This is a genomic window from Microbacterium sp. lyk4-40-TSB-66, assembly GCF_030209475.1.
Lineage (GTDB): Bacteria > Actinomycetota > Actinomycetes > Actinomycetales > Microbacteriaceae > Microbacterium.
Genome location: NZ_JARVRW010000001.1, coordinates 199075 through 212051 on the forward strand (window position 1 = coordinate 199075; position 12977 = coordinate 212051).

At 71.3% G+C, this 12977-nt stretch carries 9 protein-coding genes; all 9 read right to left on the reverse strand.

The features are described 5' to 3' along the window. Position 1: 1 nt before the first annotated feature. Entirely contained in the window at positions 2-1516 is a 1515-nt protein-coding gene (locus QRO03_RS00940; protein WP_285135651.1) for a SpaH/EbpB family LPXTG-anchored major pilin, read from the reverse strand. Positions 1517-1590: 74 nt separating this feature from the next. Beyond that, a complete protein-coding gene (locus QRO03_RS00945) occupies positions 1591-5925 on the reverse strand; it encodes a DUF7933 domain-containing protein (protein WP_285135652.1) in 4335 nt (1444 codons plus the stop codon). Between the two features lie 313 nt (positions 5926-6238). Further along, positions 6239-7009, reverse strand: coding sequence for an alpha/beta hydrolase (locus tag QRO03_RS00950; protein ID WP_285135653.1), 771 nt, complete (start codon positions 7007-7009; stop codon positions 6239-6241). A gap of 109 nt (positions 7010-7118) precedes the next feature. Next, positions 7119-8270 carry a mannitol-1-phosphate 5-dehydrogenase gene (locus QRO03_RS00955; RefSeq protein ID WP_285135654.1) on the reverse strand — a complete coding sequence of 384 codons (1152 nt, stop codon included), beginning with the start codon at positions 8268-8270 and terminating at the stop codon, positions 7119-7121. Next, positions 8267-8704: a PTS mannitol transporter subunit IIA gene (locus QRO03_RS00960; RefSeq protein WP_285135655.1), complete on the reverse strand. Its 438-nt coding sequence runs from the start codon at positions 8702-8704 to the stop codon at positions 8267-8269. The genes QRO03_RS00955 and QRO03_RS00960 overlap by 4 nt, the downstream gene beginning before the upstream one ends. A gap of 101 nt (positions 8705-8805) precedes the next feature. Next, the gene (locus QRO03_RS00965) at positions 8806-10470 is read right to left on the reverse strand and encodes a PTS mannitol transporter subunit IIBC (protein ID WP_285135656.1); all 1665 of its coding nucleotides are present in this window, start codon (positions 10468-10470) and stop codon (positions 8806-8808) included. A 53-nt stretch (positions 10471-10523) separates the two neighbouring features. Beyond that, a complete protein-coding gene (gene ptsP, locus QRO03_RS00970; protein WP_285135657.1) occupies positions 10524-12209 on the reverse strand; it encodes a phosphoenolpyruvate--protein phosphotransferase in 1686 nt (561 codons plus the stop codon). 54 nt (positions 12210-12263) lie between these two features. Next, on the reverse strand, positions 12264-12539 hold the full coding sequence (locus tag QRO03_RS00975; protein WP_183418306.1) for an HPr family phosphocarrier protein: 276 nt from the start codon (positions 12537-12539) through the stop codon (positions 12264-12266). A 19-nt stretch (positions 12540-12558) separates the two neighbouring features. Further along, positions 12559-12885: a PTS sugar transporter subunit IIB gene (locus QRO03_RS00980; protein WP_285135658.1), complete on the reverse strand. Its 327-nt coding sequence runs from the start codon at positions 12883-12885 to the stop codon at positions 12559-12561. Between the last annotated feature and the right edge of the window lie 92 nt (positions 12886-12977).

Here is a 12977-nt window from a genome sequence, read left to right on the forward strand (position 1 = left end):
CTCAGGCGGGCGCCTGGACCGCGCGGGCGCGGCGACGCGACACGACGAACGCCGCGCCGACCATGGCGGTCAGCAGGGCTGCGCCGCCGACGCCGAACCACAGACCGCCGTCGCCACCGGTGATGGGCAGGGCGAACGCGGGCACCTGGTTGTGCGCGAACTCGACGTAGTTGCGCACGGGCGCGGTGGTCGAGGTCGGGCCGGGGACGACCGCGGTGAGCACGCGGTCGGGCGAGGGCAGCTGGTACCCGGTCGGGGGCACCGTCTCGCGCACCCAGTAGTTGCCCGGCGTGATGATCGGCACGATGACGTTGCCGTTCGCGCCGGTCGTCCAGGTGGTCTCACCGTTGATGACGATCGGGTTGGCGCCGTTGATGGCATCCTGCTCCGTCAGGAACACCTGGTAGACCGCCCCCGCGAGCGGCACGCGCGCGCCGTTCGAGGTGGTGTAGGCCGACACGGTGAGCTGGCCGATCGGCGTCGAGCCGGTGACCTCCTCGGTCGCGCCGTTGACGTTGGCGCGCGCCGTGTTGACGATGATGCCGCTGGCGGGGATGGCCGTCGCACGGGTCAGCACGTTGAACGTCACCGTGCCCCCCTGCACACCCGCGAGGCGGGCGCGGCCGGCCGCGTTGAACTCCAGCGTCAGCGTGCCGCCGGCGTTGGTGATGGTGTAGTCGGTGCCCTCGGTGAAGGTCTGCGTCGTACCGGAGGCGTTGGTGACGACGACGTTCGACGGGGTGACGCCCGCGGGCACGGTCGCCGCGGTCAGGTAGGTCAGCTCGGACGGCAGGACGTCGGTGAGCGTGAACACGTCGATGGTGTCACCGGTGGCGAGGGTCGGGATCGACGAGGCGATGGCCCAACGGATGAGGTCGGGGTTGCGCTGCTCGACCGACCCGGCCGGAGCGGGAACGCGCGTCTTGGTCAGCTGGGTGACGGCGTTCTTGGGGTACACGTGCACATCGTAGATCCACTGGTTGGCGGGGGAGCCCGCCGCCCCGGTGGGCGTGGGCAGCGTCACCAGGAACGGCGCCGCCGGGTTCGTGGCGGTCGCCGGCAGCTGCGTCTCGGTGACGAGGTACACGCCGATGGGCAGACCCGTCGGGTACAGCGCGGGGTCGGGCGAGAAGGTCGCGACACCGGCGGTGTTGGACACCGACGACACGAAGCTCACCGTGTTGGGACGCTGGGCTGCCTGCGCCGGCGTGAGGGATGCGGCCTGCGTCCAGCCGGCGGCGGTGGTCAGGTCGACGCCCGACACGAGCGTGGCGGTGAACTGCGCGCCCGCGAGCGGGTCGGCCGGCGGCGTGGCCAGCTGCTGGCCCGTCGACGTCGGGTTCAGCGGCGTCGAGGGTCCGAGCGCGTGCTTGTGGAGGGTGAGGGTGCGGTTGACGGTCGAGTCGATGTTGCCCGGCAGCGTCACGGCCGATGCGGGGGCGACGGCCCCGACGGCGGTGAGGGCCCCGAGCGCGAGGACGCTCAGGACGGCGGCCGCTCTCTTGCGGATGGACATGGTGGTTCCTCTCGGAAGGTGTTCGGTGATGGTGCGGAAGTGGTGCGGTCGGCGGCATCGCGCGACGGGAGGGTTCACGTCGGAAGGCTCCCTCCCCTGCGTCTGCGGTGGATCAGGGCGCCCACGACGGTGAGGGCGAGCAGGAGGCCTCCGGCGATGATGAACGCGTCGGCGCCGACACCGCCCGTGAGGGGGAGGACGGGACCCACGACCGGGGCGTTGACGAAGCGGTAGATCGCGCTCTGGCCGGCGGCGGGGGCGGTGACGCCGCGTCCGGTGACCGGGGTCCACGTGGAGCCGTCGAGCCGTTCGAGGCGGAGGGTCATGTAGGCCAATCGCGTGCCGGGCACGGTGGGCGCCTCCGACAGCGTGTAGCCGTGCCCCGGGCGCACCTCGAACGTGCTCGCGGCGTTGCCGGCGACGGGGTCGTAGGCCGCGCCGACGCGGCTCTGCGTCGGAAGCGCCGCGCCGGCCAGGGCGGCGGGGACGGCCGTCACCGTCCAGGTGGAGGGCACGAACCCGGGGCTCGGGGCGGTGACGTCCTTCAGCAGCGTCAGGGTCGCGGTGGCGTTGGTCACGGTGCAGGTGACGGCCGTACCGGTGCGAAGCGTCACGTCGCTCGCGGTGGTGACGGCGACCTCGGCACCCGTGGACTCGACGCACCGCCACGCGCCGACCTGCACGTAGGCGGCGTTGGTGCCGGTCTCGGCCAGCCGGTAGGGGCGTGCGGGCGACACCGCCACGTTCGTCGTCGCAGCGGTCGCCGTGCGGCCGGAAGGACCGGGCAGTGCGCCGGTGGGAGCGGTGGCCGACAGCGTCCAGTCGGTGGCGGCGACCGATCCGGCCGACACCGTCTTCACCAGGGTGAGGGAGGTGATCGGCTGGTTCACGAGCGTGCACACGACGATCGCCGAGGGTCCGACCCCGGTGATGCCGCCGCTGACCACGCCGCTCGCGGTCGTGAAGGTGACGGGCGTGGCGGTGCCGTTGACCGTGCACGTGCCGCTGACGAAGCTGAAGCGCGTCTGCTGCACCTCCGAGATCGTGAGCGTGGCGCGGGAGGCGGCGGAGCCGAACAGTACGCTCCAGACGGCGGAGCCCGTGGCGTCGCTGGTCTGGCGCGGCGCTTCGCTGGGCAGCAGGGTCGCGCTGCCGGCGGTGGCGACGGCCGCGGCGCCCAGGCTCCACCCCGCCGCGGGTGCCGACTGGCCGGTGGCCGGGTCGAGCACGCGTTTGATCACCGTGACCAATGCGACGGGACTGGGGGAGTTGAAGAAGGTGCACACGACGTTGGCGCCGAAGCGGTCGGGCATGGTGACGGCGGCGCTGGTCGCGGCGGCGTTCGCGATGCGGATGCCGTCGGTCCAGCATTCGAGGCGGACCGTGTAGACCCCGATGGCCGAGGTCGACCCCGCCGCCATCGCCTCCGACACCGTCAGCGTCGACCCGATCGCGGCAGGGAAGGCGCCGACCTGCGCGGCTTGCCGACCGGTCGCGGTGCCGGTGGTGGAGGCCGTGCCCAGGGCGCCGTTCGCGTCGGCGAGCGTGAGCTGGAACTGATCGGTGGATGCCGCCCGTCCGACGACGTTCTTCTGCACGGTGATCGTGCCGGGGCTGTTGCAGCTCGCGAGGTCGGTCGAGGCGAAGTCGATGCGGGGTGTGCCCGCGACCCGGGTCCAGGTGGTCGGGTCGAACTCGTACGTGCTGGTCGAGCTCGAGAGGTAGATCGTGCCGCGGGGCGAGAAGGCGATGCCGTTGACGCTGCCGAAGGCGGGCGTGGCATCCAGGCCGTTCAGTGTCCGGGTGGCCGAGGTGCTCACGGCGAGGGTGCCGCCGGTGGCGCCGGCGAGGGTCTCGGCGGTCACGGTGAAGATGGCGGCGCTGCTGGCGTTGTTGACGGTGGCCGCTCCCAGGACGTACAGGTTGCCGCGGTTGTCGAAGGCCATGTCGCCGTTGCCGTTGGGGGCGGAGCCCGCGCTGAAGGAGCCGAGGTAGGTGAACCGGGATGCCGCGGGGGCCGATTCGGTGAAGCTCCACGTGTAGAACGAGCCGTTGTTGTACTTGCCGAAGAGGTAGCGGCCGGTCACCAGGTCGATGGCTCCGGCGACGATGCTGCCGGGGATCACCGTGCCGGCGCGATCGGTCGTCGTGTACGCCGAGTTCGCGAGGGTCTCGAAGCCGCCGGTCGGCGACCATTTCAGGATCGACAGCACGTTCGCGGCATCCGTCGATCTGTTCAGGGCGTAGGCCCCGGTACCGCCGGAGGCCACGCCCAGCGCGTTCGCCCCCGTGACGTTCGCCCAGGTGCCGACGGTGGCCTGGCCCCCGACCGCGCCGTCGGCCTGCACGAGCGCGCCGTTGGTCGTCAGACCGTAGAAGAGCCCGCTGTCGCAGAACAGGCGCGGCTGCTGCAGGGTGTTGGTGAACGTGCAGACGACCTCGGCGCCGTCGTCCTGCGGCATGGTGAGCGGACCCGAGCGTGAGCTGCCCGCGGCGATGACCGTTCCCTCGCGGGTGCACTCGTACGCGCTGGCGTAGCCCAGCGCGACGCCCGAGGTGGGCGTCTCGGAGATCGTGTAGGTGGCGCCGGCCTCGACGATCTGCCGCGACACCTGGGCCGCCTGCAGCCCGGTCGCGGTGCCGGTGGTGGTCGCCGACGCGATGACCGTGCTGCCGCTTCGCACCGAGAGGGTGAACTGGTCGGTGGAGGCGAGACGCGCGGGCAGGTTCTTGCGGACGGTGAGGCGCGAGGCGGGCGTGACCGTCAGGGTGGCCGCGTCGGGGGCGAGCAGCGGGGTGACGACGTTGGCGGGGGCGTTGGTGAAGGTGGCCTCGGTGGCCGCCACGACGTTCACGGAGACCGTGCACGACGCGGTTGCGGCGGCCAGGTCGCCCCCGACCACCGCGATGCTGGAGGCGCCGGCGAGGGCGGTGACGGCGAAGGTCGTCCCCGTCACCTGGGTGCAGGTGCCGCCGACGGCGGGCGTCGGGGCGACCGTGAGACCCGCCGGCAGGGTGTTGGTGAACGTCCAGTCGCTCTTGGCGAGGAGGTCGGAGGTGTTGGTGATCGTGTAGGTCAGGGTCGAGGCCGTCCCGACGGGGACGCTCGACGGGCTGAACGCCCAGTCGAGGCTCGGGGTCACGTCGAGCACGCGCAGGTTGTCGACACCGAACCCGCTGCCGACGCCGGTGGTGGTGTTGGTCACACGCACCTGGGCGGCGGCGATCTGGGCGGGGGTCAAGAGCCCCGCCGAGGAGCCCGTGAAGGTCGCGGCGCGGGCGGAGGAACCGATCGCGGGGTCGAGGAGACCGCCGGATGCCGTCTGTGCGGGGGACGTGTAGAAGACGTTGCCCGTGATCGCGCAGGGATTCACGGCGGTGGCGAACGGAGCCAGCAGGGTCGTGGCGCCCGAGAACAGGGAGAGCGAAAGCGCGGGTGCGTTGGCGTTGCAGGGCGCGGCGGCGGCATCGAAGCGCAGTGTGTAATACCGCGATCCGGCGGCGCTGACGGCGATCGGGCTCGCGCTCTGCGCCACGGTCGTGCCCGTGACACCCGCATAGGGGAGGTTGACGAGCCCGTGGTTGGTGCGCGTGGTGGCGCTGGAACCGTTGGCCGGTGCCGTCGCCGAGGTCGAGCCGGGGGTACCGGCGGCCACCTGGCCGAGCACGTCGGCGAGGCGACGGACTTCTCGCGCCGAGGCCGTCGACACGGGGATGTTCAACAGGGACTGGCTCGGGCAGAACTGCGTGTTCGGGTAGGTCGCCGAGAAGTTCACCAGCACGCCGGTGCAGTTCGCGGGTGTGGACCACCCGGGCGACGCCGTGTACCGGCCGCCCGCGTAGGCCGTCAGGGCCGACGGCGTGGTCGTGTTCAGACCCTGTTCGAAGGTCTCGGCCCAGACCTCGGCCGGCGCCTCCGGGACGCCCGCGGCCAGGATGCCGATACGCGCCTCGGGGGGAGCACGCATCTGGACGGATGCGGCGGGGTCGTCGATCGGACCGTCGGAAGCCGGATCGAGGGTCTCGGGCGTCTCGAGCGGTGCCTCGGTGGGAGCGCTCGGGGTGTCGGCGTCGTCCGCCGAGTCGTCGTCGGTCGGCGGTGTTGAGGGGACGACGTCGTCAGCGGGTTCGTCGACGGGGGCGCCGGGGGAGGGGGCGGGGCTCGCCTGCTCGGAGGGGGTCGGAGTCGCCTGCTCGGTGGGTGCCGGGGTCGCCGGTGACTCCGTCGGCGCCGGCGTGCCCGGAGCCGGCGACGATGTGCTCGGAATCGGCGAGGCGGGAGCGGACGCGCTCGCGCTCGCCGCGGTCACGCCCGACCCCAGCAGCATCGCCACCACGGCCACGACGGCGGCGATGGAAGCGACCCGCGTCGGTGCGGGACGCGCGGCGAAACGGCGCGACGAGAACATGGGCCTTTCGCACGACGCGCGGCGTCGCATCGATCGGGGAACCGCCGCCCGATGGGCGGACGATCCGAAAAGCGGACATGATGCCGGTGCTTTTCTGTATCAATCAAATGCGTTGGAGCCGGCTATTGGAATCGTACGAATCGCCTGAGTAAGGGGGCAATGAACGCCACTACTGAGACGACTACTTATTCGTCACTAAGTAGTCGGAACGATGGCCGGTCGCGGCCGACGGCCTTCGCGTTCGGGCTTGCCCCGCCCGCCGCCTCGCGCGGACCGGGTTCGGCACGCCCCGACCGGACGCCGCACGCCATGCTCAGGGACGCGGGAGGAAGCCCGCGAGCTGCTCTGCGATCACGCGGTCCACCTCGTCGGGGTCGGCCGTGGGGGTGCCGTCGCCGGCCTGGGGGCCGTACGCGCCGAAGGAGGCGTGCGAGGCGCCGGGGATCTCCACGAAGGTGGCCGACGACGGCAGCTGTGCCTTGGCATCCGCGATCTTCTGCGGGGTGCTGAGGCCGTCCTCGGAGCCGGAGAGGCTGAGGACGGGGAGACCGGATGCCGACAGGTCGTTCGCGCAGTACGAGGCGAACAGCACCAGCGCGTCGGCATCGGAGGCCAACTGGCACGCGCGGACACCGCCGAGGGAATGGCCACCGACGGCCCAGCCGGTGACGTCGGGGGCGAGGTCGGTGAAGGTCGAGAGGGGACGTGGATCGAAGAAGGCGAGGTTCAGCCACGGGCGGGTGATGACGACGGTGATGCCGTCGTCGACGACCGTGTCGGCGAAGGTGGCGATGTACCCCTCGGCTTCGACCTTCGCCCCCGGGATGAACACCAGGCCCTGACCGGTCGCCCCCGTGGAGGGGGACAGCACGATGCCCGCCCCGTCGTCGGTGATCGTCAGGTCGGGGTTCTGCTCGGCCGCGGCCAGCGGTCCGGGTTCGGCGCCCATGACCCCCACTTGGGTGTAGATCAGGATGCCGCCCACGAGCAGCACGACGACGGCGCCGAGGCCCCCGAGGGTCCAGCGCAGCCACCGGCGACGACGGCGGGGACGGGCCTCGGACGGGAGCGGGGTGTCGGTCACGTGACGAGGGTAACCCCGCCGCCCGGGCGAACGACCGCCGCCGACGCGACGCGCGGGGCGTCGCATCGGCGGCGGTGGTGGTTCGTGCAGGTGGAGGCGCGGGGCGGGCTCAGGCGCGCAGCGCCGCCTGACGGGTCGCGACGACCTCGACGACCCGGGAGTGAAGCGGATGCGCGGCGCCGAGACCGGTCACCTCGGCCGTGAACGCCTCGGCATCCATCTCACGCAGCATGCGCTGCAGGTCGACGGCCTGGGTGTCCTCGGCGTCCGTGAACTCCAGGGCGGCGGCCATCGCGGCGACGAGCGCGTCGACGGGCAGACCCCGGTCCACGGCCTCGGCGGCCGGACCGACGAAACGCTCGTGACGCGAGAGCTTGCGCAGCGGCTGACGCCCCACGCGCCAGACGGTGTCGGGCAGGGCGGCGTTGCGGAAGCGCCGCAGGATCGTCGCGCGGTACTCGCCCTGCACCCCGGCATCGAGCTCGTGCTTCTCGACCAGCAGCGCGCTGGTCTCCTCGAGCGCCGCTTCGACCTTGGCCGCGATCGCGGGATCGGCGAGGGCGTCGGAGATGCGGTCGATGCCCGCCTGCGCGCCGAAGTACGCCGTGGTGGCGTGCCCGGTGTTGACGGTGAAGAGTTTGCGCTCGATGTAGGGCTCGAGGTCGTCGACGAAGTGCGCGCCCGGGATGTGCGGCGGGTTGTCGCCGAACGGGGGCCGCTCGATGGCCCACTCGTAGAACGGCTCCACGGTGACGTCGACGCCGCCCTGGGCCTGCGCCGGCACGATGCGGTCCACCGCGGTGTTGGCGAACACGGCACGGGATGCCAGGGCGTCCCACGACTCGCCCGCCAGCGCGACCACGTGCTCGCGCAGCTGGTCGGTGGCGCCGATCGCGTTCTCGCACGCCATGATCTGCAGCGGCGCGAGCGAGGGGTCGCGCAACGCGAGGCCCGCGACGATGTGCGGGGCGACGAACTTCAGGATCGTCGGCCCGACGGCGGTGGTCACCACGTCGGCCGTGGCGATCTCGTCGACGAGGGCCTCGGCATCCACCGAGCTGTCGATCGCGCGGAAGCCCGTCACCTGCTTGTCGACGCCGCCGTCCCCCACCTCGTGGACGGTGTACGACGACGCATCGTTGATCGCCTGGACGAGGGCCGCGGAGACGTCGGAGAAGACGAGGTCGTACCCGCCCTCGTGCAGCAGCAGGCCGACGAAACCGCGACCGATGTTGCCGGCGCCGAAGTGGACGGCCTTCATGCGTTGACGGACCCGGAGAGGGCCTCGTAGAGCTCGTCGGGGGAGGAGGCGGCCTTGAGGCGCGCGACATCGTCCTCCTCCGAGAAGAGGATGGCGATCTGCGACAGGATCTCGAGGTGTTCGTCGCCCTTGCCGGCGATGCCGACGACGAAGGTCACCGGCTCGCCGCCCCAGTCGACGCCGCCGTCGTACCGCACGACGGACAGGCCCGAGGTGAGGATGGCCTGCTTGGTCTCGTTGGTGCCGTGAGGGATCGCGAGCTCGTTGCCCATGTACGTCGACACGGTCTCTTCGCGCTGCTGCATGGCGGAGAAGTACTCGCCGGTGACGGAGCCCGCGGCCTGCAGCAGGTCTGCGGCCTCTTTCATCGCCTCCTCGCGGGTGGCGCTCCCGGGGTGGATGCGGACGGATTCGATGCGGAGGACGTCTGACATGGTTCTCGCCTTTCTCGTCGTGCTGTCCAGCCTCGCAAAAGACGGGCCGGACGGGAAGGCGGAGGGGCCGGGCTTGCGCGCCGGCCCCTCCGTGGTAGGTGTTACTTCGCGTCGTGCTGCGCGCGGACCATCTCCACGACCTCGTCGTACTTCGGCGAGTTCATGAAGTTGTCGACCGAGACGTGGACCGAATCGGGCGACTGCGCCTTCGCGCGGTCGGTGAGCTGGTTCTGCGTGATGACCAGGTCGGCCGAGCCGTCGAGGTTCGCGATCGCCTGGTTGGTGACCGTGACCCCGTCGAGGCCCGCCTTCTTGATCTTGTTGCGCAGGACGCTCGCGCCCATCGCCGACGACCCCATGCCGGCGTCGCAGGCGAACACGATGTTGTTCAACTGCTTCGTGGCGACACCGCCGCCGAGCCCGCCGAGGGCGCCGTCGACGTCGCGGTCGGCCGCCTCGGTGGTGCCGGCGCCGGTGGTGCCGGCCGCGCGGGTGCGGAGGGCGCCGAGGGTCGACGACTCCTTGCCCTTGTTGGCCGCGGTCTGGTCGATGGCCGCGGCGAAGCTGTCGCCCTCGGCCTCCTGGTCGCGCTTGCGCGAAGCGCGCAGGATGACGCCCGCCACGAGGAAGGTGACGACGGCGGCGACGACCACCGACAGGTACACGACCAGCAGGTTGGCGGGACCGGCGCCGATGGCGGCGACGGTGACGGCGATGATGCTGCCGGGCGCGGCCGGGAAGGCCAGGCCACCCTGGAAGATCATGTTCGTGGCGACACCCGAGGCGCCACCGGCGATCAGGGCGAGGATCGTCATGGGCTTCGCGAGGGCGTACGGGAAGTAGATCTCGTGGATGCCACCGAGGAACTGGATGATGATCGCGCCGGGAGCCGACGCCTTCGCCGCACCCACACCGAAGAAGGTGAAGGCGAGGAGGAGACCCAGGCCGGGGCCGGGGTTGGCCTCGATGAGGAACAGGATCGACTTGCCGCTCTCCGCGGCCTGCTCGATGCCGAGCGGGGTGAACACGCCGTGGTTGATGGCGTTGTTGAGGAACAGCACCTTGGCCGGTTCGACGATGATCGACAGCACCGGCAGCAGGTTGAACTGCACGAGGAACGCCACGATGCTGCCGAGGACGGCGCTGATGCCGAGGAACACCGGACCGAAGGCGAAGAAGCCGACGATCGCGAGGATCATGCCGAGGATGCCGGCCGAGAAGTTGTTAACGAGCATCTCGAAGCCGGGGCGGATCTTGCCGTCCCACAGCTTGTCCATCTGCTTGGTGATCCACGCCGCGAGCGGGCCCATGATCATCGCGCCGAGGAACATCGGGATGTTGGTGCCGACGATGACACCCATCACGGCGATCGTCGCGACCACGCCACCGCGCGCACCGTAGACGATGCGTCCACCGGTGTTGGCGATGAGCAGCGGCAGCAGGTACGTGATCATCACGCTGACCAGGCCCACGTAGCCCTGGTAGGTGCTGCCGTCCTCGGTCGCGGTGAGTGCGGTCATGGCGCCGGGCCAGTTGATCACCGCGGCGTCACCGCCGCCGCCGAGGATCTCGGCGACCGGCGACCAGTGCCAGCCGAACGGGCTGTCGGCGCCGAAGAAGCCGGCGGGGATGAAGAGCATGGTGATGAAACCCCATGCGATGAATGCCGCGATGTTCGGCATGATCATGCCGGAGAGGAACGTACCGAATCGCTGTACGGCGATCCGTGCTCCTCCCGGCTTCTTGGTGGCTGACGTCGTCGTCATTGCTGTGTCTCCTTGACTGGCGGTGCGGCAGTGCCGCAGTTGGGGTGAGCGGCTTACACCGCGACGGGGGTCGAGGAGGCGGCCTGGGCCGCCTCGCGGGCTGAGGCCGCGTCATCGGCGGCCAGGGCTGCCTCGGCGATGCGGCGGGCATCGTCGAGAGTGTGGGTGAGCAGGCTCGCGCGCACGTCGGCGAGGGCCGTGGGGGCCATCGACAGCGTGGTGGCGCCGAGGCCGACGAGCACGACGGCCAGCAGCGGGTCGGCCGCGGCCTCGCCGCAGATGCCGACGGGCTTGCCGTTCGCGCGGCCCGCGGCCCCGACTTCGCGGATGAGGCGGAGGACGGCCGGATGCCACGGGTCCTGGAACGACGCGACCGAACCGAGCAGACGGTCGGCGGCGAGGGTGTACTGCGTCAGGTCGTTGGTGCCGATGGAGGCGAAGTCGGCGATCTGCAGGATGCGGTCGGCCAGCAGCGCCGAGGACGGCACCTCGACCATCACGCCGGTGGTCTTCAGGCCGTAGTCCTTCGCCAGGTCGGTGAAGTAGCGGGTCTCCTCGACCGTCGACACCATGGGCGCCATGACCCACAGGTCGGCGGGCCCGGCCTCGGACGCCCGGGTCGCGGCATCCGCTTCGGCAAGTGCCGTCAGCTGCTCGCGCAGGATGTCCTCGCTCGCGCGCAGGGCGCGGAGGCCGCGGAGGCCCAGCGCGGGATTCTCCTCGTGCGCGTCGTTGAGGAAGGGGAGGGGCTTGTCGGCGCCGGCGTCGAGCACGCGCACGACGACCTTCTTGCCGGGGAAGGCGGCGAGCAGCTCGGTGTACGCCGCGCGCTGCTCCTCGACCGTGGGCGCGGAGCTGGAGCTCAAGAAGAGGAACTCGGTGCGGAAGAGCCCGACGCCCTCGGCGCCCAGCTCGACGGCCTCCGATGCGCCGCCGGGCTTGCCGAGGTTCGCCAGCAGCGGCACCTTGGTGCCGTCGGCGAGGGCGCCGTCGGTGATCGGGGCGGATGCTGCGGCGGCCCGCGAGGCCGCACGGGTGAGTGCGCGTGCCTTCTCGTCGTCGGTCGGGTCGACCGTGACGACGCCCGCGGCGGCATCCACGATGACGGACTGCCCGTCGACGAGGTCCTTGGCGCCGCTCGCGCCCACGACGGCGACGATCGACTTCTCGCGGGCGAGGATGGCAGTGTGCGAGGTGGGGCCGCCCTCGGTGGTGACCAGGGCGAGCACCTTGTCGAGGTCGAGCAGTGCGGTGTCGGCGGGGGCCAGGTCTTTCGCGACCAGCACGAACGGGTGGCCGGGGTCGGGGATGCCGGGAGCGGCGACGCCGCGGAGGCGGGCGATCACGCGCTGGGCGACGTCGTCGAGGTCGGCGGCGCGTTCGCCGAGATAACCGCCCAGGGCGACCAGCTGCTCGCGGAACGAGGCGAAGGCGTCGTGGACGGCGAACTCGCCGGTCTTGCCCGCGGCGAGGCGGCTGTCGACCTCGGCCTCGAGGGTCGGGTCCTCGGCGATCATCGCCTGCGCCTCGAGCACGTCGCGTGCGGCACCGCCGGCCTGCGCTCCGCGGGCCTCGAGCTCACGGGCGACCGCGGCGACGGCCTCGCGCACGCGGGCCGTCTCGTCGTCGACCGAGAGCTCGCTCTTGGCGTCCTTCGGGGCGGGCAGGGGCTCTGCCATGCGCGCGATGGGTCCCTGGGCGACGCCCAGTCCGATTCCGACTCCACGGAGTTCCGTCATGGTGCTTGCTTTCCTTTGCTGGGCCTCTTCAGCCGGCGTTCTCACGCGGCGTCTTTACTCGGCGTCGTGGTCGGTGGTCAGCAGTTCGCTGAGGCGGTCGATCGTGGCTTCGGCGTTCGCGCCGTCGGCGGTGAGGGTGACGTAGTCGCCGTACTCCAGGCCGAGGGCGATGATGCCGAGGATGCTGGCCGCGTTGATCGGTTTGCCCGCGTCTTTCGCGATGGTCACGGGGATGCCGGATTCCTTGGCCGCCTGCGCGAAGAGTTTCGCGGGGCGGGCGTGCAGGCCGTGCGACGATCCGATGCGGACGGTGCGGGTCAGGTGCGGCATGGGGTCCTTTCCGTCGATGTCAGATCGTGTCCGCGGGCTGGCGGACGTGCAGCGCCTCTTCGACCAGGGCGAGGGTTCGGGTGCCGGTGACGTCGGCGAAGACGTCGTCGGGGAGGAGCACGACGGTGACGCTCCGGGCCGCGGCGGCGTCTCGGATGCGGTCGATCTCCGCGGCGAGATGCGGACCGACGAGCACGATGTCGGCGGTGTCGAGGTCGATCGGCAGGGATCGCGAGGTCCCCGCCGACGCGGAGTGGTCGAGTCCTCGCTCCAATGCAGCACGGCGAACGCGCTGCGCCACGAACGTGCTTGACGCACCCGCTCCACACACCACGAGGATCCTCATCGACCGGCCTTTCTTCCTCATGATTGTCCGCACCCCGTTCCCAGCGGACAACCAGGTTCGTTTCCCACCCCCCGGAACATGGATGCCGCGCC

Excerpts from the sequence above, each read along its gene's own strand:
- QRO03_RS00940 (WP_285135651.1), bottom strand. The coding sequence starts at position 1,516 with ATGTCCATCCGCAAGAGAGCGGCCGCCGTCCTGAGCGTCCTCGCGCTC.
- QRO03_RS00945 (WP_285135652.1), bottom strand. The coding sequence starts at position 5,925 with ATGTTCTCGTCGCGCCGTTTCGCCGCGCGTCCCGCACCGACGCGGGTC.
- QRO03_RS00955 (WP_285135654.1), bottom strand. The coding sequence starts at position 8,270 with ATGAAGGCCGTCCACTTCGGCGCCGGCAACATCGGTCGCGGTTTCGTC.
- QRO03_RS00960 (WP_285135655.1), bottom strand. The coding sequence starts at position 8,704 with ATGTCAGACGTCCTCCGCATCGAATCCGTCCGCATCCACCCCGGGAGC.
- QRO03_RS00965 (WP_285135656.1), bottom strand. The coding sequence starts at position 10,470 with ATGACGACGACGTCAGCCACCAAGAAGCCGGGAGGAGCACGGATCGCC.
- ptsP (WP_285135657.1), bottom strand. The coding sequence starts at position 12,209 with ATGACGGAACTCCGTGGAGTCGGAATCGGACTGGGCGTCGCCCAGGGA.
- QRO03_RS00975 (WP_183418306.1), bottom strand. The coding sequence starts at position 12,539 with ATGCCGCACCTGACCCGCACCGTCCGCATCGGATCGTCGCACGGCCTG.
- QRO03_RS00980 (WP_285135658.1), bottom strand. The coding sequence starts at position 12,885 with ATGAGGATCCTCGTGGTGTGTGGAGCGGGTGCGTCAAGCACGTTCGTG.